The following is a 21,894-nucleotide window of genomic DNA, read 5'->3' as shown; positions in this document are numbered from 1 at the left end:
CTGTTATTTATGCTTAGCTAGCATCCATTTTAATAAGCCTAAATAACATAATGAGTAGATATGGTTTAATGATTGTTAGTTTTCTCGACTAAGGAACAGTCTATTTCAGTTAGATTTCAGTTTTATGACACAATAGAAAATCTGATAATCATCTATTTATTTATGCTTGCTAAAATGAATACCTTGCTTTCATCCATTTTTACTACGCCGAAATAGATTATCTAATTAACGAGATGGGCATAAGGTGAAAATTTATGGCCTAGAAAGGAATGTGAGGGAATTTAAAACACAAAAAGGCCAGCTTAATGGGGGCTGGCCTTTATTGCTTTATGTAGAGAGTATGAAACTAGATTAAATATCTAAGTTTTCAACTCGTAAAGCGTTTTCTTCAATGAATTTACGGCGTGGTTCAACATGATCGCCCATTAAAGTACTAAACAATTGATCGGCGCCAACGGCATCTTCAATGGTTACTTGTAGCATATGACGTGAATTAGGATCCATTGTCGTATCACAGAGTTGATCTGGGTTCATCTCACCAAGACCTTTATAACGTTGTATATAAAGGCCTCGTTTGGATTCGTGCATTAACCATTCTATGGCATCAATAAAGTTATAGATTGGCTTGGTACGCTCTCCACGTTTTATATAAGCCCCCTCTTCTAACAGATCATTAATTTCACTGCCAAGAGAGACAAGTGATTTATAACCATCGGATCCAAAGAACTCTTCATCTAGTGAAAAATCATTATCTACGCCATGTCTACGTACTGTAAATATTATTTTATGGGTTAATTCATCTTCAGATTGAACTACTTCAGTGTTGTAATGCGTTCCCTGTAGCTCTTCTTTGTTTAATGTGTCAACAACCAGTTTAGCCCAGTCTGTTGCGCTTGCTTTATCGTTAAGCACTTCAACGGTCAATGCTGGTATGTAGATCAGTTTATTCAAAATAGTGGGTGGGAAACGGCGTTTTAAGCGAGTAATAGTTTCTTGTACTGCTCGATAGCGCTGAATTAACCCTTCTAGGGCAACACCTGAAAGGCCGGGCGCTTCCGAGTTTACATGCAAAGATGAGTTTTCCATTGCTAAGCTTGTTAAATAGGTCTGTAAAGCCAATTCATCTTTAACATAGGTTTCTTGTTTGCCTCTTTTTATTTTATAGAGTGGTGGTTGGGCAATATAGATATAGCCATTTTCAATGAGTTCAGGCATTTGACGGTAGAAAAAGGTTAACAATAACGTCCGGATATGTGATCCATCAACATCCGCATCGGTCATTATAATAATGCGGTGGTAACGCGTTTTTTCAGGGTTATATTCATCTCGGCCAATACCACATCCTAATGCGGTTATTAATGTTGCGACTTCTTGAGAAGAGAGCATTTTATCAAAACGTGCTTTTTCAACATTAAGTATTTTACCTTTTAGCGGTAAAATAGCCTGATTTTTACGGTTACGCCCCTGCTTAGCACTACCACCAGCAGAATCCCCTTCCACTATATAAAGCTCTGAAAGTGCGGGATCTTTTTCTTGGCAGTCAGCTAGTTTACCCGGTAAGCCCGCTAAATCTAATACGCCTTTGCGACGCGTCATATCACGCGCTTTACGCGCGGCTTCACGTGCTCGTGCAGCGTCAATTATCTTTGAGGTGATTATTTTAGCTTCAGATGGATTTTCTAATAAAAAATACTGAAGATTTTCACCCATTGCACTTTCGACAATCGGTCGTACCTCTGATGAAACTAAACGATCTTTTGTCTGAGATGAGAATTTCGGATCGGGAATTTTAACTGAAATAACAGCGGTTAGACCTTCTCGCGAGTCACCGCCTTCTGTTGATGCTTTATTCTTATTATTTTTAACTTTGGCCAGCTCTTTTTCCATATAGGTGTTTAAAGTACGAGTTAACGCACCACGGAAACCGGTTAAGTGTGAGCCACCATCACGTTGAGGGATGTTATTAGTAAAACAGTAGATATTTTCTTGGAAGCCATCATTCCACTGCATCGCGACTTCAACACTGGTGCCATCTTCATTATCAACTGAAAAATGAAAAACTTTTTGGTGAACAGGCGTTTTGTTTTTATTTAAATATTCAACAAACGATTTAATACCACCTTCATAATGAAAGTGATCGGCTTTGTCTTCTTCTCTTGTGTCGATAAGCTTGATCGATACACCTGAGTTTAAGAAAGAAAGCTCGCGTAACCGTTTTGCTAAAATATCGTAATGGAAAAGCGTATCAGTAAAGGTTTCTTTACTTGGCCAAAAACGGATTTCTGTCCCTGTATTTTCTGATTCACCGACAACGGCGATAGGTGCTTCGGGTACTCCATGAATATAAGTCTGTTGATATATTTTACCATTGCGTTTGACTGTTAAACGCAATTTACTCGATAGCGCATTGACAACAGAGATGCCGACACCGTGAAGTCCACCTGATACTTTATAAGAGTTATCATCGAATTTTCCGCCTGCATGTAAGACTGTCATGATGACTTCGGCGGCCGAAACCCCCTCTTCTTCATGCATATCAACAGGAATACCCCGACCGTTATCACGTACCGAAACACTACCATCGGTATGGATAGTTGTTACAATGTCACTACAGTGCCCTGCTAATGCTTCGTCAATTGAGTTATCTAGGATCTCAAACACCATGTGGTGCAGACCTGTACCATCATCGGTATCCCCGATATACATACCAGGGCGTTTACGTACCGCATCTAACCCTTTTAGTACTTTAATACTTGACGAATCATAACTATTCTCAGCCATAAAACTTTCACCTATTCTACAGTAATCTTGCCGTGCTCCACGTGAAACACAGTGCGTTCCTGCCCAAATAATGTCTCGATACTGTTTTTTTCAATAACAGTGATAAACACTTGAGCATCGGAGTTTAAAATGTGTTTTGCTAATAACTGTTGTTTGCTCTGATCTAACTCAGAACTAAAATCATCAATTAAGAAAACACACTGTTTATTGTTAAATGAGTTTAAAAATAAACCCTGAGCTAGCCGTAAGGCATAAACAAAGAGCTTTAAATGTCCTCGAGATAACACGTCTGAAACTGGTATCCCATTGATCTTAAAGCGAACATCTGCTTTTTGAGGGCCAGAGCTTGTATAACCGAGTTGTTTGTCTCGATAGAAATTATCTGTTAAGTATTCTTGTAATGATTTATTTTTTTTATCCCAGCCACAAAAAAAATGGCTGGTGATTGAAACGTCAGGCAAAAAATCGGCAACGGTTGTATTTATCAATGGTATTAACCGATCAAAATAAGCCTGCCGTTGTGCGCTGATTTCATCACTTAGAAGACAAAGTTCATTATCCCATACTTGAAGCTCGTTGTAAGTTTTACATTGCTTTAAAGCGGCATTACGTTGCTTTAATAGTCGTTTTATACGAGCCCAGTTATTATAAAAGAGCTGATCATGATAAAAAACCCCCCAGTCAAGAAAAGCGCGACGATTTTTAGGCGATCCAGTGAGTAAAGTATAACTTTCAGGGGTGATTAATTGTACCGGTAGGTATTGCGTTAATATCGCTAATTTAGTGGCGTGTGCACCATTAATCTTTAGTTGCGTCTCACCGTTTTGAGATTTTTGCAAACCGATAGGAATAGTCAAATTACCGTTGTGAATTTCAGCGTAAAGTGTGAATGCTTTGTGATCATAACTGATCACACGGCTGGTCAAATGGGAACGGAACGAGCGTCCGAGTCCTAAAAAATAGATAGCCTCAAGAATTGATGTTTTACCACTGCCATTGGCACCCACAATCATATTAATTTTGGGATTGAATGTCAGTGTCGCTTCGCTAATATTACGCAGTTGATAAATGATTAATTTTACTAGCGGCATTTATTGCAACAACCTAAATTGATATGTTCATATTTTAAGGTGCTCAACGCAGCTACAAACGCATCGGCATTAAAACATAGAGTGAGTCATCACTATCAACCGATTCTATTAGTGCGCTATGATCTGAACTGCTAAAGGTTATTTTTACTTGTTCACTTTTTAAGGTGTTTAAGACATCTAATACATAACTTACATTAAAGCCAATTTCCAAATCTGCAGATTGATAATCAACATCAAGGTATTCCTCGGCCTCTTCCCGCTCGGGATTGTTTGCCGTGATTTGCAGTAAGTTTTCTGACAGTGTTAAGCGTACGCCTCTGAACTTTTCATTGGACAAAATGGCTGCCCGTGAAAACGCTTGTTTAAGGGCTTCTCTGTTTGAAAGTAACTCTTTATCGCCGTTACGAGGAATAACGCGACGGTAATCAGGAAAGCGGCCATCAACCAGTTTGGTGGTAAAGATAAAGCCATCAATAATCGCGCGCAGGTTGTTCTGCCCTATTTGAATGGTGACATTAGCTTGGTCATTATCAAGTAACTTAACTAATTCTATGACCCCTTTTCTGGGCACAATAACCGATTGTTCGTCAATGCTACCTGTTAGAGAAATCGAACAGGATGCTAGGCGATGGCCATCTGTTGCGACGCTGCGCAATGTTTGTCCAGACGCTTCAAAGTACATTCCATTGAGGTAATAACGGACGTCTTGGCTGGCCATTGCAAATTGTGTAAATTCGATAAGTTTCTTGAATTCTGCTTGCGCAACGGTAAATTCGAGCAAACTTTGCCATGATTCGATATTGGGAAAATCAGCAGCGGGCAGAGAAGATAGTAAGTAACGACTTCTCCCCGAGCGAACGGTGACGCGATCATCTTTGACCTGAAAAGTAATTTCACAAGGTTCAGATAAACCGCGACAAATATCTAACAGTTTGCGCGCAGGCACTGTAATTTGACCATCTTGCGAAGGTTGCACCAAGTTGATTTGCGTGATCAATTCAACTTCGAGATCAGTGCCGGTTAAGCTTAATAAATTATCTTTAACTTCAATTAAAATATTACCCATAATGGGTAATGCTGGGCGGCCACCTGCAACTGAACTAACCACGAGTTGTAGTGGGCGGAGAAATGCTTCCCGAGAAATTGAAAACTGCATAATATAAATGGCCTTGTAGCAATTACATTGAAAGTGTGCGGATTAGAATTTTATAATCTTCTTGAATATCGTTATTTTCACGACGTAATTCAGCCACTTTACGGCAAGCATGTAAAACCGTGGTGTGATCGCGTCCGCCAAATGCCTCTCCAATCTCTGGTAGGCTGTGTTGTGTTAGCTCTTTAGCCAGTGCCATTGCTATTTGTCTCGGGCGAGCGACAGTGCGGGTACGGCGTTTTGATGACATATCTGAGGTTTTGATGCGGTAATGCTCAGCAACTACTTTTTGAATATTGTCGATGGTGGTTTGCTTAGTATGTACCGCTAACATATCACGTAGCGCATCTTGTACCAATGCGATGGTGATATCTTGCCCGGTAAACTGTGCTTTAGCTGATATATTGGCAATCGCGCCTTCTAAAACACGCACATCAGTAATGGTTAGGCGTTTGGCAATAAAAAAAGCAACATCATCAGGTAACTTCAGTCCGCGCTCTTCTGCTTTGGTAATTAAAATGGCAACACGCGTTTCTAATTCAGGGGGATCGATGGGAATAGATAATCCCCAGCCAAAACGTGTGCGTAGCCGTTCATCAATTCCTTCAATTTCTTTTGGAAAACGGTCACTGGTTAAAATAACCTGTTGATGAGCATCTAACATGGAATTAAATGTTTGGAACAAGACTTCCTGTGAGCGATCTTTTCCCGCAAAGAAATGAATATCATCAATAAGTAGTGCATCAAGTGAGGCATAATACTCTTTGAATTGCTCGATAGTATTATTACGAATTGAATTGATCATATCCTGAACAAAACGCTCAGAACGGATGTACACAACTTTGCTGTGTGGATTGCCCGCTTCAATTGCATTGCCAACGGCATGTAACAAATGTGTTTTTCCTAACCCCGGATGCGCATATAAAAATAACGGGTTGTAGACATCGCCAGGATTTTCAGCAATTTGTTGGGTCGTCGCAATTGCAAAATTATTTGATTTACCCTCAACAAAATTGTCAAAAGTGTATTTTTTTATTAGGTTACTTTTGTGTGCCACGCTGTTGGCTTTACTCGCACCTTCCCATGGCTGATTTAAATTTTTGACTTGTGGCGTGGGTGCTTGCGCTGTTTTTGTTTCTGCGGAACTTGCATTACCAACTAATAAACGTATTTTAATGGGCTGATTTGGGCTTTCCTGATGGGTAAGTTGTTGGATTTTACTTTCAATATTATCCATGTATTTATTGCGTACCCATTCGCTTGTATATTTATTTGGCGAATAAAGAGAGAGGGTTGAACCGCTAAAATCGGCTTGCAAAGGACGCAACCAAGTACTGAAATCTCCCACTGACAGTTCATCTTTTAATTGTGCTAAGCACTCTTGCCAAATTGCGAGAGACATGACTAACTCCAGTTGTTAAATTAGGGCGGATAATTCTACCGATAAGATCCGTTTTTCGCTAGGAGATCCATCAATAAATAAATAAAAAAGATCCTTGTGTTTATTGCTATTAGGTGCAGGGACTGTTTAATTTTGTGTTGCTAATTCTATATGCCTAAAAGGTGGCGTTTGCGAGCTGGCGCGCATTGTCATCGATGGGGAATAAAATAAACAAAGATCATCGATAGATCCTTGCTTATTCATCACGCTTCTATATAATCCCATCACCCTGACTTTTGAGTCTGGATTGCAGTTTAAATTTACTTTATCGTAAGTTGATAATTTTAAAAATAATAATTTAATCTGCTTGAAAGAAGCATCTCTGATTGACTTTTAGTCTATCACTACATAGAATTCGCTCTCTTTTTAATCGGCTAACTCTTTTTCTTTATTATTTGTGATTTACTTTGTAAGTGATTTACCAATAATGAGCTAAAAATATTAGCTACTGTACAGTACTTAACTATTAGTGGAAAAGAGCATGAAACGTACTTTTCAACCAAGCAACATTAAGCGTAAACGTTCACACGGTTTTCGAACTCGTATGGCGACTAAAAATGGTCGCGCAGTACTAGCTCGTCGTCGTGCTAAAGGCCGTGCAAGCTTAAGCGCATAATCTACCAGACGTGGTGAATTATTCGTTTTCTCGGGAGTTACGTCTGTTAACTCCCGATGATTTTCAACCCGTATTTAAAAATGCTATTCCAGCAGTATCACCGCACCTTACTCTTCTTGCCCGAAAAAATACCTTAGATCACCCTCGCATAGGAATGGCTATTCCTAAAAAGCACATTAAACGTGCTGTTGGGCGTAATCGAATTCGTCGTATAGTAAGAGAACAGTTTCGACATCAACAGCATCAACTCCCTGCAATTGACATCGTTGTTATTGCTAAAGCGGGTATTGCTGATTTATCAAATCAAGAGATTGATAAAATTTTGGATAAATTATGGCGAAAATTAGTGCAACGTTGCAATGGTTAATGATTAAATTAATTCGGGGTTATCAGATATTCATTAGCCCAATGATTGGTCCTCGTTGTCGTTTTACGCCGACCTGCTCTGAATATGCGATCCAAGCAATAAATTTGCATGGAATAGCAAAAGGATCTTGGCTCGCTGGCTTGCGTCTTATAAAATGTCAGCCTTTAAATGAAGGTGGTTACGATCCTGTGCCTACTTGTTGCGCTAATAAAAATAAACCTAAATAAAGAGATAAAAAAACGCTATGGAATCCCAACGCAATTTACTTCTACTCGCTCTGCTGTTTGTTAGCTTTTTGCTTTATCAAGCATGGGTTGTTGAACACAATCCTCAACCCGTTGCGCAAGCGCAAACAACACAAGAGACGCAAGATAGCAGCTCTTCTGTTCTTACTAGCAGCAACTTTAGTGCTGATGTTCCGGTTTCGTCAGAAATAGTGCCGAGCAGTGATATTCCTGCGCAGCAGAGTGCGAGCCGATCGGTTATTCTAGAAAATGACCAATTACGTCTGTCTATCTCTTTAATTGGTGGTGATGTTATCTCTGCTGATCTCTTAGAGCATGATGATGAACTTGATTCTGGTGTTCCTTTCCGTTTGTTAGACAGTGGTAATGGCTTCACTTACATCGCACAAAGTGGTTTGATTGCACAAGGGCCTGATGCAAATAAAAAAGGCCGCCCAGTTTATACTGCAAATAATAACGAATCTGTATTAACTGAGGGTCAAAATAGCGTTTCTACCTCATTAACTTTTACTGATGATAACGGTAATATTTTTGTTAAAACGTTCACCCTAAAACGTGGTGAATATGTGGTAACAGTTTCTTACAAAATTGAAAATAATACTGACAGTGCATTTAATGTGCAGTTATACGGCCAGTTAAAAGAAAGTATTGAGCAAGGTAAATCGGGTAATATGATGATGCCCATATACCGTGGTGGTGCTTTCTCTGGCGCAGAGACGCGTTACAGTAAGTACAAATTTGATGATATGCAAGACGAAGCATTGAATGTCACTACCCAAGGTGGCTGGGTGGCAATGTTACAGCATTACTTTGTATCTGCATGGATTCCTGTGGCGACAGAGGAAAATAAACTTTACAGCTCTATTTCAGCCAATAAGAAAGATGCCAATATAGGCTTTAGAGCGCCGATTAAAACGATTGATGCCAATAGTGTTGCAGAAATTAATGCGCAATTATGGGTTGGACCTAAATTACAGAGTCAAATGGCTGAAACTGCGGACCATCTTGATCTGACCGTTGATTACGGTTGGTTGTGGTTTCTTGCGCAGCCGATGTTTAAATTGCTGCTGTTTTTTCAAAGCATCGTTGGTAACTGGGGACTTGCGATTATTCTTATTACCTTTACGGTAAAAGGAGCCCTTTATCCGCTCACTAAAGCACAATATACCTCAATGGCAAAAATGCGTTTACTGCAGCCTAAGATTAAGGAGTTACGTGATCGTTTTGACGGAGATAAACAGAAAGTCTCTAAAGCGATGATGGAGTTGTACAAAAAAGAGAAAGTGAATCCGCTTGGTGGTTGTTTCCCTATCTTGCTGCAAATGCCTATCTTTATTGCCTTGTACTGGTCATTAATGGAATCGGTTGAACTACGACATGCCCCCTTTATGCTCTGGATTCAAGATTTATCGGTACAAGATCCCTACTATGTTCTACCTGTTTTGATGGGGGTGAGCATGTTCTTTATCCAGAAGATGTCGCCAACAACAGTGCAAGATCCAATGCAGCAGAAAGTGATGAAATTTATGCCGATAATCTTCACTGGTTTCTTCGTTATGTTCCCTGCCGGTTTGGTTTTATATTGGTTAATGAGTAATATTGTTACCCTTATTCAACAAACATTAATCTATCGCAGTTTTGAAAAGCAAGGGTTGAACGAGAAGAAGAAGAAATAGCTTTGTCGATAAGGCAGCGTTAACATACAAGGCGGCTTATTTAAGCCGCCTTTTTTATATCTGGATGATTCAATCAATAGGAACAGCTTATGCTCATAGCTAACGACACAATTGTAGCTCAAGCGACTGCGCCAGGTCGTGGCGGTGTCGGTATTATTCGCGTTTCAGGGCCCGCTGCAGAAACGGTTGCAAGAGTGATTTTAGGTAAAGTGCCAAAAACACGTTATGCCGAATATTTACAGTTTAACGATCATAATCAAGCAGCGTTAGATCAGGGGATTGCGCTGCTGTTTAAGGCGCCCAACTCGTTCACGGGTGAGGATATATTAGAGCTGCAATGTCATGGTGGGCCGATCGTAATGGATATGCTTATCAAAGCTATTTTAACGATTAAAAATATTCGTAGCGCAAAGCCGGGTGAGTTTTCTGAGCGTGCTTTTATGAATGATAAGCTTGATCTTGCTCAAGCTGAGGCGATTGCGGATCTGATTGATGCTACGTCAGAGCAAGCGGCTAAAAGCGCCTTACACTCGCTGCAAGGCGAATTTTCAGCTAAAATTTATGATCTCGTAGAAAGTCTTATCCATTTACGCATTTATGTCGAAGCGTCCATTGATTTCCCAGAAGAAGAGGTTGATTTCTTAAGTGATGGTAAAATTGCCAATGATCTCTATCAGATTATTGCTAATTTAGATGCGGTACAAGCACAAGCAAAACAAGGTGCTATTTTACGTGAAGGGATGAAGGTCGTTATTGCTGGCCGACCTAATGCAGGTAAGTCGAGTTTACTTAATAACCTAGTGGGCAAAGAGAGCGCTATTGTTACAGATATCGCAGGTACGACGCGTGATGTCATGCGTGAGCATATTCATATCGATGGTATGCCATTGCATATTATTGATACTGCGGGACTGCGAGAGGGCACGGATGAAGTAGAGAAAATAGGAATCGCGCGCGCTTGGGATGAGATAAATAGCGCAGACAGGATCCTCTTTATGCTTGATGCGACCACCACAGATGCACAAGATCCACATGAGATTTGGCCTGATTTCATCGATAAACTGCCTGAGAATATCGGCTTAACTGTTGTACGCAATAAAGCAGATTTAACGGGGGAAACATTAGCCGTGACAAAAGACAATAAGTATCCTGTGTATCCTATTTCAGCTAAAACAGGATTAGGTGTCGATGCTTTAAAAGCTCATCTGAAAGATATAATGGGCTATCAAAGTAATAGCGAAGGCGGTTTTATGGCGCGTCGTCGCCATTTAGAAGCTATCGATAATGCGCAGGCACATCTACTTGAAGGAAAAATTCAACTTGAAGAGTTTCAAGCGGGAGAACTGTTAGCTGAAGAGCTGCGTTTAACTCAACAATGCCTTAGTGAAATAACGGGAGAGTTTAGCTCAAATGATCTACTGGGACGGATTTTCTCAAGTTTTTGTATTGGCAAATAACCTGTTTATGTCAGCCTGAAGCCGTTAATCTACGGCTTTTTCTATTACTATAACGTTTGTTCTCTTGTTACAACGCCATTGTTGTGTGTGAGTGCTTACTATCAGTGTTTTGCCTTCTAATCCATTTTTTGTATTAGTCTTGATGGATTATATCCGCTGTTTACTGACGCTTTTGCTTTAAGTCATTTATTCCTCATTCTCATTTTTTATTTCACATCCCTGCATCTCTAGAGGGTATATATCTAAACTACCTCGAGATGCTGATTCAGGGCATCACCCGGATGCTTCCCTTTTCAATCGTTGCTAGCTTGGCTATCGTCATGATTATGTCACGGTAATGTCGCAATAGTGTAACAGAGTGTCGTTAAGCTTTATTTCGTAAACAGCCTGAGAGCTGGAAAACTAAAAAACATTAACCCACTTAATACGGAATCATTATGAAAAAGACACTATTAGCTGTAACAATTTTAACCAGTTTCGTTTCTGCCGCGCAAGCGAGTGTAACGGTATTTAAAAATGACACTAACCAGATAGATTTAAAAGGGCGTGTTTATGCTGGTTATGTGAACCAGGAAAATAATGAGGATGAAGTCAGTAACGGTAACTCCGACGCTTATTTTCGCTTGGGGTTCAAAACGAAGTCACAATTAAGCGATAGCTTAACGGGTATTTCTGAACTTGAAATACAATGGGCTATTGCAGATAAAGAGAAGCAAGATAAGACTAAAACGCGTCTGGCTTATGTCGGTACAGAAGCAAATTGGGGGGTGATTACTTTTGGTCGTCAATATGTTACGGATGAACTTGTGGCTGATTGGACTGACTCGGCTGTTTCAAATGTGCCTGGAAATGATGCACTCAATGAGTTCGGACGTGAATCAAATGTATTAAAATTCCAAGGGACATATATTAAGGCATTAACCGTCGGTGCGCATGTACAACTTGAGAATAACCAAGAAGAAACGGGTAAAAAATCAGGTTTTGGTATGGGAGCGGTTTACGCTACTAATTTTGGTCTAGATCTCGGTGCTACTTATGGTATTGAGACAAACAACGAAGTAGATACGACAACTACTTTATTGGGCGCTCAATATAAAATAGCAGATGTAACCGCTGCTGTTGTCTTTGATTTGACGGATCAAGAAAACGATGCGGATCATACTGCAATCGAAACATCACTTGCTTACCAGTTTGATAAGATAACCGTTGTCGGTCGTTATTTACAAAAAGATATCGATGGCCAAGCTGATCTTGCTGTTGATCAAGTTACTTTTGGTGCTGCATACAAATTTACCAAACAATTCCGTATTGTCGGAGAATATGTTGCAGACCAAGCTGAAGGTAATGAAGATGCCTTAACTTTTGCTGCGCGTTACGATTTCTAGAGAACACTTTACACTCTGATTTACAAAGAAAATCCCAGCAAATAGCTGGGTTTTTTTTGTGCTAAATTTAGCTTGTAAGAGATCGACCATTCCTGACTGGTGATATTGTTATTATTAGCATGGTTATTGCGTCTATTTAAAATAAAAAGTTATTGTATGTCTTTGTTTTTAATTGGTTTGTTGTTTTTTATCTCGTTGAGAATGAAAATGTTTTTATTTTAATATCCTTTTGAGCTTTATAACTGCGTATTATCTTTAACAAGAAGAAAGGCGGCTTTACAGGATGTAGAGCAAGCAATTTTCTATTTAAGAAAAGAAACAGGATGTTGTTAAAGATAAATAAGGATTATTTATCTTGTCAGGAAGACCAAGGACGCTCTTAGAATAAGAGCTTATAAAGTAGGATTGCTTTATATAAGGATAGTAGGGATCACCTTCTAGGATTGAAGGTTAATAATGATCAGGATGGTTATTATTAGGTCAGGATGACGAAAAATGGACACCTCCTAATGGATGGGAGAGGTTGATGAACAGGACCGTTTATCAAATAAGGATATAAAAAGGATGTACCCAAAGGATTGGGAAATGGAAGCCTAGATGGGCCTTAGTCAAAAGGGATGTTAGCAGGACGCATAAACCATCATGGAGTTAGATGGTATGACTAAACCTAGGGTAGCTTCGGCTACCCTTTCCTTTGCCTGATTTTCAATGATTTTATAATCTATACTAAGACAACTGTTTTGCTAAACTCTGCTGTAGTTTCTCATATTCAAATTTAAATTGTGCATCGATTAACTTCCTCGGAAAAACATTTGTACTGCTAAGTAACAATTCTTTACCCATTTGGGCAAATAATAATTTGACTAAAAAAGCAGGGAGAGGCAGTAAGCAAGGGCGTTTCAGTTGTGTTGCGAGTAACTGGCTAAATTGTCGGTTGGATATGGGATTGGGTGATACTAAATTCACCGGACCTTGTATTTGAGGGGTCTCAATAATAAAAAAAATTGCCTCAAGCAGATCATTGATATCAATCCAGCTCATTATTTGCTGCCCCGAGCCGATACGGCCACCCAGCCCGAGTTTAAAGGCTGGCAGCATTTTGGCTAATGCACCTCCTTCTTTACTCATCACAATACCCGTGCGTAAATTTACTAGGCGAGTATCAGTAGATTTAATCCCTTCAGCCACTTGCTCCCACTGACAGGCCAGTTGACTCACGAAATCTTTTCCAACAGGCGCATTTTCAGTTACTTGTTGCTGACCTTTATCGCCATAAAATCCAATAGCCGAGGCGTTGATAAATAGTTTTGGCGGCGGAGAAACCGTTTGAAAGTGGTCAACAAGTAATTTTGTTGATGAAATTCGACTGTCTATCAATTGTTGTTTCTTACGCCTTGTCCAGCGTCCGCTGGCGATACTTTCACCGGCTAAGTTAATGACCACATCTGGATTTGCAAATGCCTTTAGCTGCAATGATTTATTGTTAATATCCCAATAGGGATGTTGTGCCTGTGGTTTGCGTAGTAGACGCCCAACAATGAATCCTTTTTTTTCTAAAAAAGGGACCAATGCCGAGCCAATTAGGCCGGAAGAGCCACTAATAAGTACCGTTTTATTGTTCATTCGAACTCCGGATAAAATAATTACGTTAGCGTGAATGCTGATGTTAAAATAATAGTTTGTAACTTAATAAATAGGTTAGACCCTTTATGCTTTTGATGATCGATAATTACGATTCTTTTACATATAACTTAGTGCAATATTTTGGCGAATTAAAACAGCAGGTTATCGTAAAAAGAAATGATCAAATTAGTTTACAAGAGATTGCTGATTTAAATCCTGATTATTTGGTGATCTCACCAGGTCCCTGTACGCCCAATGATGCGGGTATTTCGTTGGCGGCAATAGAGCGTTTTGCGGGGCAAATACCTTTGCTGGGAGTCTGTTTAGGTCATCAAAGTATCGCTCAAGTGTTTGGTGCGCAAGTCGTACGTGCAGATAAAGTGATGCATGGCAAAAATTCACTTATTGAGCATGATGGCAAAGGTGTTTTTAGCGGGCTACGTAATCCGTTGGATATTACGCGCTACCACAGTCTGGTGGTCGATCCCGACAGCTTACCTGATTGCTTTAACGTGTCGGCGACGGTCATTAACAGCAATGAGATAATGGCAATTCGCCATAACACTTTGATGCTGGAGGGAGTACAATTTCATCCTGAGAGTATTATGTCTGAGCAAGGTTTGAAATTGTTGAACAATTTTCTTGTGCAAGGTATTGGTTTCAAAAAATAAGTGCGTATATTAGTCACTTTAGTTTCTAGTCTATCTGCTTTTATTTAATAGGGTTAAAGGATTTTCTTATGTCAAACACACAAATCACTCGTGCACTTTTTGATCAAGTTATGGTGCCTAATTATGCGCCGTTAAATATGATCCCTGTGCGCGGTCAAGGATCACTTGTTTGGGATCAGGAAGATAATGAATATTTAGACTTAACCGGTGGGATAGCGGTTAATGCACTCGGCCATGCACACCCTGAATTAGTTGCAGCATTAACGGAGCAAGCAAAAAAATTATGGCATGTTAGTAATATTTATACTAACGAACCGGCCTTAATGTTAGCGCAAAAATTAGTCGACTATACCTTCGCGGAAAAGGTGTTTTTTGCTAATTCAGGCGCAGAGGCAAATGAAGCAGCATTAAAACTTGCACGTCGTTTTGCTTTTGATAATGCGTGTAAAGATAAAAGCGAAATTATAGCCTTTTACAAAGGCTTCCACGGGCGTACTTTTTTTACAGTTACGGCAGGTGGACAAGCGACTTACTCTGATGGCTTCGGACCCAAACCTGGCGACATTACTCACCTTGAATATAATGATTTAGAGGCGTTAACAAACGCGATATCAGAGAGAACGTGTGCGGTTATTTTAGAGCCATTGCAGGGCGAGGGCGGTATATTACCCATCGATAAAGTATTCGCACAAGGAGTGCGGGCTTTATGTGATAAATATAATGCGTTAATGATATTTGATGAAGTACAAACCGGAATGGGGCGTACTGGTGACTTATTTGCCTATATGGGATTAGGGGTGACGCCTGATGTGTTGACCTCTGCGAAGTCTCTCGGTGCCGGGTTCCCTATTGCCGCTATGCTAACACTTAGCAAGTTTGCCAACAGCCTAACACCGGGTACTCATGGCACGACATTTGGTGGCAACCCCCTGGCTTGTGCGGTTGCCAATAAAGCCTTTGAGCTTATTAATACGCCTGAGATGTTGCGGGGGGTCAAAGATAAAGAGGTTTTATTCCGTGATTTACTAGCTAAGATTAATGATGAGTTCGCTGTTTTTAAAGAAATACGTGGTGCTGGGCTGCTATTAGGCGCGGTCTTAAATGAGCAATATCAAGGTCGGGCTAAAGATTTCCTTTTAGCGAGTGTAGAGCAAGGTCTGTTGGTGTTGATCGCGGGTGCTAATGTTATCCGTTTTGCGCCAGCACTCAATATTAGTAACGAACAAATAAAGCAAGCAATGGTCAAATTTAGAGCGGCTGTGCAAGCGATAACACTAATGTCATAAAAATAATATAAAAACAACGAATTGTTACTCTATAGCCTCTATAATCGAGGCGTAAAGTTAGCACAGAATTTTAATCTATATCCAAGCCATCCGAATATCTATTTCTACCGGGCTTGGTATGAAACAGTATGTCGAATTGGGAGCTCAAAATGAGACGCGAACTAGCAATTGAATTTTCTCGAGTAACAGAAGCCGCTGCATTAGCAGGGTATAAATGGCTAGGAAGAGGTGATAAAAATATTGCCGATGGCGCAGCGGTAGAAGCGATGCGTTTGATTTTTAATCAGATTGATATTGATGGCGAGATCGTGATTGGTGAAGGTGAAATTGATGATGCACCAATGTTATATATTGGTGAGCATGTGGGCACGGGTAAAGGGGGCGCTGTCGATATCGCAGTTGATCCTATCGAAGGTACTCGTATGACCGCAATGGGCCAGTCCAATGCATTAGCGGTACTTGCTGTTGGTGAAAAAGGTAGTTTTTTACACGCACCTGATATGTATATGGAAAAGTTAATTGTTGGTCCAAATGCCAAAGATGCCATTAATTTAGAGCTTTCCTTGGAGCAGAATTTAAAAGCAATTGCGCTGGCGTTAGGTAAACCATTAAGGGAATTAACGGTTGCGACACTTGCGAAGCCGCGTCATGATCGCATCATTAAAGAGATGCAGGGCTTAGGCGTACGTGTTTTTGCGATTCCCGATGGTGATGTAGCGATCGCTGTACTTGCTTGTATGCCGGATAGCCAAGTGGATGTTCTTTACTGTATTGGTGGAGCACCAGAGGGCGTCATTTCAGCTGCGGTTGTGCGTGCATTAGATGGCAATATGCAGGCTAGATTAATCCCTCGCCCGATGGTTAAAGGGCCAACGGAAGAGAACATTCGCATTGGCGAAGAAGAGATTGCGCGCTGCAAAGAGGCTGGTATTGAGGTAAACAAAGTTTTAAAACTTGAAGATCTCGTTAAAAATGACAATATTATCTTTTCTGCAACGGGTATTACGAAGGGGGATTTACTCGAAGGTGTTTCGGTAAATGGTCGTTTAGCAACAACTGAGACGTTATTGGTGCGAGGAAAGTCACGTACAGTACGTCGTATTCGTTCTACTCATTATCTGGATCGTAAAGATCCAAAATTAAAAGAAATTATTTTTTAATCATTCATCACCACAAAAAAGGCGCTCTTTGAGCGCCTTTTTTGTCTGTTATTTTCACAACCTCTTTATCGACTTTTGGCTGCTATTTGCGTAACTTGACACTTGATACTTGATGATTAAGCGCCTTTTTTAGGATCAAGTTTGCTCTGTCTCGTGTCGGACGGATATTCTCTTCTAAATTAATGCCGTTAATTTCATCCCAAATTTTATCGGCTATGGCCATGGCTTCTTTTTTATCCATCTTCGAATAGCTATGAAAATAAGCCTTGGGGTCGGTAAATGCCCCTTCTCGAAACTTTAAAAAGCGCTGGATATACCATTGTTTTAATAGCGGGGTATCAGCATCAACGAAAATAGAAAAATCGACAAAATCGGAGACAAAAACACGATACGGGTGATCCGGATAGTTGGTTGCGGTTTGTAGTACATTCAGGCCTTCTAAAATAACGATATCGGGTTTTTCAACAGAAATCGATTGATCCGGCAATATATCGTAAGTCAGATGGGAGTAGATTGGCGCTGAAACATGTTCTTCGCCCGATTTTATGGCGGCAACGAAGTCTACTAAGGCTTTAATATCAAAGCTCTCTGGAAAGCCTTTTTTGTGCATCAGGTTGCGGGCAACCAGATCTTGATTGGATCGTAAAAAACCATCTGTTGTCACCAGAGCTACTTTCGGATGCTCAGACCAACGAGATAACAACGCTTGTAAAATACGCGCGGTAGTACTTTTACCTACCGCGACACTGCCTGCAATACCAATAATATAAGGCACATTGTCATTTTTACTATTTAAAAATTTATCACGCACAGTATGTCTATACTGCTGTGCTTTTACATATAAACTGAGTAAACGAGAGAGTGGTAGATAAATATCAATCACCTCATCAATAGATAGCGATTCGTTGATCCCCTGCAGCTGTTTTAGATTATCTTCAGAAAGAGTAAGCTCGACATCATCACGCAGTTTTGCCCATTGTGTTCGCTCAAAATGCATATAGGCGCTATGCATATTATGCTGATTTTGGGACTGTTTTATTTTCATCTTCATTCGTTTCTTGTTCGATATAAAGCGATTTAGCATGGCCTTGGGGGTTATCTGAATAAATATGATATTGGCCAGCAGGTTTAATTAATAGTTCAAAAAGCCTGATCAGTGCATCTTGGGATTGTTCGATATTTTTTAACCTGACTAAACGCGCGAAAGCCGCATCAAAATCACTATCAACCCAACAAGTGTAATCATACAGATCTAAATAGGCTTCCTGTAATAGGTAAACACCTTCAATAAGTATGATATCAATATCATTAAAATCATACTCAACGGTACGTGGATTCATTACATCATCAAGAGTGACCGATGTTTTAATGCTACCAAACAGTTTTAGCGGTAAAATGAGTTGCTCAAACATTTCATCAAAACGATAAGCGTTTAAGTAATACTCTTCTGGACTGCTCATCACATTAAAGCGCACGCTCTCTGATGCTTCCCAGTCATCTCCATGGATAACGGCAACGGAAACACCTTCAAGTATTAAGGCTGCCGCAACTTTTTCAGTCAATGCGCGTTTTCCACACCCCTCAATGCCACTAATTGCAATAATCAGTGCTTTTGATGACTCTTTTTGATTGTGCAGATCACGTAAAACAGATTTTATTTGCGCTGCATTATTAAATACGGTTTTCAACGATACTGCTCCTTTATTGATATATTGCCATTATGCCATGAAAAGAATGAGGCACAAAAAGGGTCACATCAGTGACCTTGAAACCGATTTTTAAATTCTAATGCTGATTTAATCTTTCTTTTGAGTTAGAAAATCAACCAAATCGATAAATTCTGCCGTGCTACTTATGGAGCCTGTATTGACTTTGTATTTCCCATTAACAATGATTGTTGGCACGCCACTGATACGAAATGTTTCTGTATTGCGTTTCATTTGCGATGCCAGTCCGTTGACGGGGAAGCTCTCTAAAGCACCTTTAGCTTCTTTCTCAGAAATTCCCGCTGTCTTGAATATCGCGAGGATGTCTTTTTCACTGGTAATTGCTTTACGTTGTTTTTGAATTTGGTCAAAGATAATATCCGTTACTTTATCTTCGACTTGCAGTAGTTGTGACGCTGCGAAGGCTTTGGTAATCTCGGGGCCCATCTCTCGACCTAAAAAGTCTACGTGGTTCTTTTTAATCTTCACATTTTTAGGTAAGTGATCTTTTAGGGTGTTCATTAGCGGTTCGAATTGCAAACAGTGTGGGCAGTAGAAAGAGAAAAACTCCATCACCTCGGGTGTTGCTGTTGCCGTTTGCTTAACGATTTCATAATGAGTGCCTTCTTTGTACTCAATCGCATTCGCGGTTAGTGGAAGTAGTATCAAAGCCGCGATCAGTGCAAAAAATTTGTTCATTGTATGTTCCCTTATTAAAATATTCGTTGTTTTGTTTATATATTGTTGTTTTTTATAATGAGCTTAATTAATAACTCGGTTGCAAAGAAAGCGGGGCTTCTTTGATTGCGCTTGTTTGCTGTTGCAGCGATTGTAACAACTCTTTCCAGTATTGGTCAGTTGTGAACCATGGAAAGTTCATTGGAAAAGCCGGATCTGCCCATCGCTTATTGATCCAGCCCACATAATTGATCATACGCATACTGCGCAATGATTCAATTAAGTGCAACTCTTTTAAATCGAAGTCGTATTCTTCTTGATAACCATCTAACAAGATTGATAACTGAAGCTGTTTTTCTACTCGCGAACCGCTTAGTAGCATCCATATATCTTGTATGGCAGGGCCCATTTTGCAATCATCAAAATCTACAAAGTAGGGGATATCTGCCTTAATTAAAATATTACTCGCATGACAATCTCCGTGTAGGCATATGATTTTACTCTTATCTTGGCTTAACTGCTTGTGTACTTGCTGTTCTAGTCGCGTTAATGTCGCAAACAAGGGATCTCGAATAAACTTAGGGATAAGTTTGCTTGTTTGTAATGTTTGGAACGGTGCCGATATCATAGTGGTGACATCGAGGCGCTCTCTTTCTTTAAATTTGCTCTGTGCGCCAACACGATGCATTTTACCCAAGGCACTGCCAATATCAAAGAGCTGATCAATATTATCAAGTTGCAGAGAACGTGCTGATAAACTGTGGAATAATGCAAAATAGTAGCCGTTAAAGCGGAATAAGGTCTGTTGATCGATTTCAATAGGGGCCGCAACATGACTTCCTTGTCGTTGTAATGCCAAGGTAAATTGGTGCTCTTCTTGCAGCTGTGCTGCACTCCAGCGCTGCGGGCGATAAAACTTTACCACGTAGCGAATCTTATTTTCATCTGTAAAGAGTGAAACTCGATTCTCATAAGAGTTGAGTGCAATTAGCCCACTTTCGGGATAAATTCCGATACTCGCGAGTGCGTCCAGTTGAACTTCGGGCGTCAGTGATAAATAGCTAAAATTGGCGTCTGTCATAATTGACCTTAAAAGAGAAGACACTAACGAGTAGTGTTATTGTGAGTGACTACTCACCTTTGTTTAAATTAGAGACCTAAGAAGAAAGGGCTCTGTTGTTTTATCTGCTCAAAATCACCCTCTTTTTTGGTTAATATAATAGTGATCATACGCTTTTTCTCTTTTATATTATAAGGGTCGACAGCAATCGCAATCGGTTGGGTTAATACCTCCCCTGATTTTACCACTATCTGCTCAGGCCCAATTAGCAGGGCATCTTGCAAGCCCATGATTGATAGCTGGTAAGTTTGTGTTTCAATGGTTTTGTTGAGAATTTTTAAGGTATATGTATTTTCAATTAATCCTTCGCTATTTTCACGGTACAAGGCAGTTCTATCTCGTACTATTTCCATCTCAGCGGTGCTTAAATTGACTATATTGACAACGAAGATGGTCATCATAATTAACAGTACCAGTCCATAGCCAATAATTTTAGGACGCAATAAGTTCGTTTCTTTACCTGCCAGCTTTTGCTCTGAGGTGTATGAGATGAGTCCGCGTGGATAGCCCATCTTATCCATCGTCTGGTCACAAGCATCCACACAAGCGCCACAATTAATACATTCGTACTGTAAGCCATCGCGAATATCTATACCAGTAGGGCAAACTTGTACACAAAGATCGCAATCTACACAGTCTCCTAACGCAATTTTTTTAGGATCGACCTTACGGCTTCTTGGTCCGCGCTGTTCTCCACGTTTGGCATCATAAGCAACACTGTAAGTGTGTTTATCAAACATCGCAGATTGAAAGCGTGAATAAGGGCACATATGGATACAAAAAATAGAGCGCATCCAGCCTGCATTTGCATAAGTGGAAAAGGTAAAAATGAAAATACACAGCAGGATAAAAGGACTGCTATTGAGAGTGAAAAAATCACTATATAACTGTTCAACGGGTACAAAATAAGAGCAAAAAACCAGTGCAGTCAATAGGGATACGAGTAACCAACCTGTATGCTTAGCCGTTTTTCGCCATATTTTATTAAAATTCCAAGGCATTTGATCTAAACGTTTGCGTTTATTAGCTGATCCTTCAAAACGCTCTTCAAACCAGATGAAAATAAATGTCCAAACAGTTTGTGGACAAGTGTAACCACACCATATTCGCCCTAGGTAGGTGGTGACAAAGAACAGTGCAAAGGCGGCAATAATAAAAATCCAAGCAAGTAATGTTAAGTCTTGCGGAAATAGTGTCATATTAAAGAGGTGAAACTGTTGTTTGGCGACATCAAACAATACCGCTTGCTTGCCATGCCAGCGGATAAGGGGCAGTGACACAAACAATAAAATCAAAATTGCGCCAGTATAACGCCGTAATTTTTGGAATAAACCATACGCTGCGCGCACATATATTCGCTTGCTAGGGTTAAAACGATCCGCACTGTCTTTATGTGTTGTTTTTAGCTCTTTGATATTAATGCGTTGATTCATCGTCA

Annotated in this window: 19 protein-coding genes; 9 read left to right on the top strand and 10 right to left on the bottom strand. The window is 40.1% G+C overall.

What is annotated here, in order from left to right; translation table 11 throughout:
- Nucleotides 1-351 precede the first annotated feature (351 nt).
- From gyrB to dnaA, 4 genes are read right to left on the bottom strand one after another with little or no spacing between them, the layout of a single operon-like run.
- The gene (gene gyrB / locus KSO91_RS05675) at nt 352-2,781 is read right to left on the bottom strand and encodes a DNA topoisomerase (ATP-hydrolyzing) subunit B (RefSeq protein WP_238741981.1); all 2,430 of its coding nucleotides are present in this window, start codon (nt 2,779-2,781) and stop codon (nt 352-354) included.
- An 11-nt stretch (nt 2,782-2,792) separates the two neighbouring features.
- Nucleotides 2,793-3,872: a DNA replication/repair protein RecF gene (gene recF, locus KSO91_RS05670; RefSeq protein WP_238741980.1), complete on the bottom strand. Its 1,080-nt coding sequence runs from the start codon at nt 3,870-3,872 to the stop codon at nt 2,793-2,795.
- A 52-nt stretch (nt 3,873-3,924) separates the two neighbouring features.
- Complete coding sequence (gene dnaN, locus KSO91_RS05665) at nt 3,925-5,028, bottom strand: DNA polymerase III subunit beta (protein WP_238741979.1); 1,104 nt, start codon at nt 5,026-5,028, stop codon at nt 3,925-3,927.
- Between the two features lie 22 nt (nt 5,029-5,050).
- Entirely contained in the window at nt 5,051-6,427 is a 1,377-nt protein-coding gene (gene dnaA / locus KSO91_RS05660) for a chromosomal replication initiator protein DnaA (protein ID WP_238741978.1), read from the bottom strand.
- 520 nt (nt 6,428-6,947) lie between these two features.
- On the opposite strand from dnaA, the gene rpmH reads away from it, so the two are divergent.
- The 6 genes from rpmH to KSO91_RS05630 all read left to right on the top strand — a co-directional run bounded on the left by rpmH (nt 6,948) and on the right by KSO91_RS05630 (nt 12,212).
- The gene (gene rpmH / locus KSO91_RS05655) at nt 6,948-7,082 is read left to right on the top strand and encodes a 50S ribosomal protein L34 (protein ID WP_028869407.1); all 135 of its coding nucleotides are present in this window, start codon (nt 6,948-6,950) and stop codon (nt 7,080-7,082) included.
- 10 nt (nt 7,083-7,092) lie between these two features.
- Nucleotides 7,093-7,449, top strand: coding sequence for a ribonuclease P protein component (rnpA, locus tag KSO91_RS05650; RefSeq protein ID WP_238741977.1), 357 nt, complete (start codon nt 7,093-7,095; stop codon nt 7,447-7,449).
- On the top strand, nt 7,416-7,676 hold the full coding sequence (gene yidD / locus KSO91_RS05645; protein WP_238741976.1) for a membrane protein insertion efficiency factor YidD: 261 nt from the start codon (nt 7,416-7,418) through the stop codon (nt 7,674-7,676). The genes rnpA and yidD overlap by 34 nt, the downstream gene beginning before the upstream one ends.
- A 17-nt stretch (nt 7,677-7,693) precedes the next feature.
- On the top strand, nt 7,694-9,370 hold the full coding sequence (gene yidC, locus KSO91_RS05640; protein WP_238741975.1) for a membrane protein insertase YidC: 1,677 nt from the start codon (nt 7,694-7,696) through the stop codon (nt 9,368-9,370).
- Between the two features lie 89 nt (nt 9,371-9,459).
- Entirely contained in the window at nt 9,460-10,827 is a 1,368-nt protein-coding gene (mnmE, locus tag KSO91_RS05635) for a tRNA uridine-5-carboxymethylaminomethyl(34) synthesis GTPase MnmE (RefSeq protein ID WP_238741974.1), read from the top strand.
- Nucleotides 10,828-11,264: 437 nt separating this feature from the next.
- Complete coding sequence (locus KSO91_RS05630; RefSeq protein WP_238741973.1) at nt 11,265-12,212, top strand: porin; 948 nt, start codon at nt 11,265-11,267, stop codon at nt 12,210-12,212.
- Nucleotides 12,213-12,938: 726 nt separating this feature from the next.
- Here the strand turns inward: KSO91_RS05630 and KSO91_RS05625 are convergent.
- Complete coding sequence (locus KSO91_RS05625; RefSeq protein ID WP_238741972.1) at nt 12,939-13,835, bottom strand: TIGR01777 family oxidoreductase; 897 nt, start codon at nt 13,833-13,835, stop codon at nt 12,939-12,941.
- Between the two features lie 86 nt (nt 13,836-13,921).
- Between KSO91_RS05625 and KSO91_RS05620 the strand changes: the two genes are divergently transcribed.
- From KSO91_RS05620 to glpX, 3 genes are all read left to right on the top strand, one after another.
- Entirely contained in the window at nt 13,922-14,506 is a 585-nt protein-coding gene (locus KSO91_RS05620) for an anthranilate synthase component II (RefSeq protein ID WP_238741971.1), read from the top strand.
- Nucleotides 14,507-14,574: 68 nt separating this feature from the next.
- The gene (locus KSO91_RS05615) at nt 14,575-15,792 is read left to right on the top strand and encodes an aspartate aminotransferase family protein (RefSeq protein ID WP_238741970.1); all 1,218 of its coding nucleotides are present in this window, start codon (nt 14,575-14,577) and stop codon (nt 15,790-15,792) included.
- A 149-nt stretch (nt 15,793-15,941) separates the two neighbouring features.
- Nucleotides 15,942-16,952: a class II fructose-bisphosphatase gene (gene glpX, locus KSO91_RS05610; protein WP_238741969.1), complete on the top strand. Its 1,011-nt coding sequence runs from the start codon at nt 15,942-15,944 to the stop codon at nt 16,950-16,952.
- An 82-nt stretch (nt 16,953-17,034) separates the two neighbouring features.
- On the opposite strand, the gene coaA is transcribed toward glpX, so the two are convergent.
- The 5 genes from coaA to ccoG all read right to left on the bottom strand — a co-directional run bounded on the left by coaA (nt 17,035) and on the right by ccoG (nt 21,889).
- Nucleotides 17,035-17,997 (bottom strand): type I pantothenate kinase, encoded by a 963-nt coding sequence (gene coaA, locus KSO91_RS05605; RefSeq protein WP_420830937.1) that lies wholly within the window; start codon nt 17,995-17,997, stop codon nt 17,035-17,037.
- Nucleotides 17,966-18,640 carry a uridine kinase family protein gene (locus tag KSO91_RS05600; protein WP_238741967.1) on the bottom strand — a complete coding sequence of 225 codons (675 nt, stop codon included), beginning with the start codon at nt 18,638-18,640 and terminating at the stop codon, nt 17,966-17,968. Before KSO91_RS05600 ends, coaA begins: the two co-directional genes overlap by 32 nt.
- 108 nt (nt 18,641-18,748) lie before the next feature.
- On the bottom strand, nt 18,749-19,357 hold the full coding sequence (locus tag KSO91_RS05595) for a thiol:disulfide interchange protein DsbA/DsbL (RefSeq protein ID WP_238741966.1): 609 nt from the start codon (nt 19,355-19,357) through the stop codon (nt 18,749-18,751).
- Nucleotides 19,358-19,424: 67 nt separating this feature from the next.
- Nucleotides 19,425-20,417: a serine/threonine protein kinase gene (locus KSO91_RS05590; RefSeq protein ID WP_238741965.1), complete on the bottom strand. Its 993-nt coding sequence runs from the start codon at nt 20,415-20,417 to the stop codon at nt 19,425-19,427.
- A gap of 68 nt (nt 20,418-20,485) precedes the next feature.
- Entirely contained in the window at nt 20,486-21,889 is a 1,404-nt protein-coding gene (gene ccoG / locus KSO91_RS05585; protein ID WP_238741964.1) for a cytochrome c oxidase accessory protein CcoG, read from the bottom strand.
- Between the last annotated feature and the right edge of the window lie 5 nt (nt 21,890-21,894).

Origin of the sequence: Psychromonas antarctica (assembly GCF_022267535.1) — a bacterium.
In the GTDB taxonomy this organism is placed as follows: Bacteria; Pseudomonadota; Gammaproteobacteria; order Enterobacterales; family Psychromonadaceae; genus Psychromonas; species Psychromonas antarctica.
The sequence above is the reverse complement of the archived record's forward strand: the minus strand, read 5'-3'. Positions and strand labels throughout refer to the sequence as shown.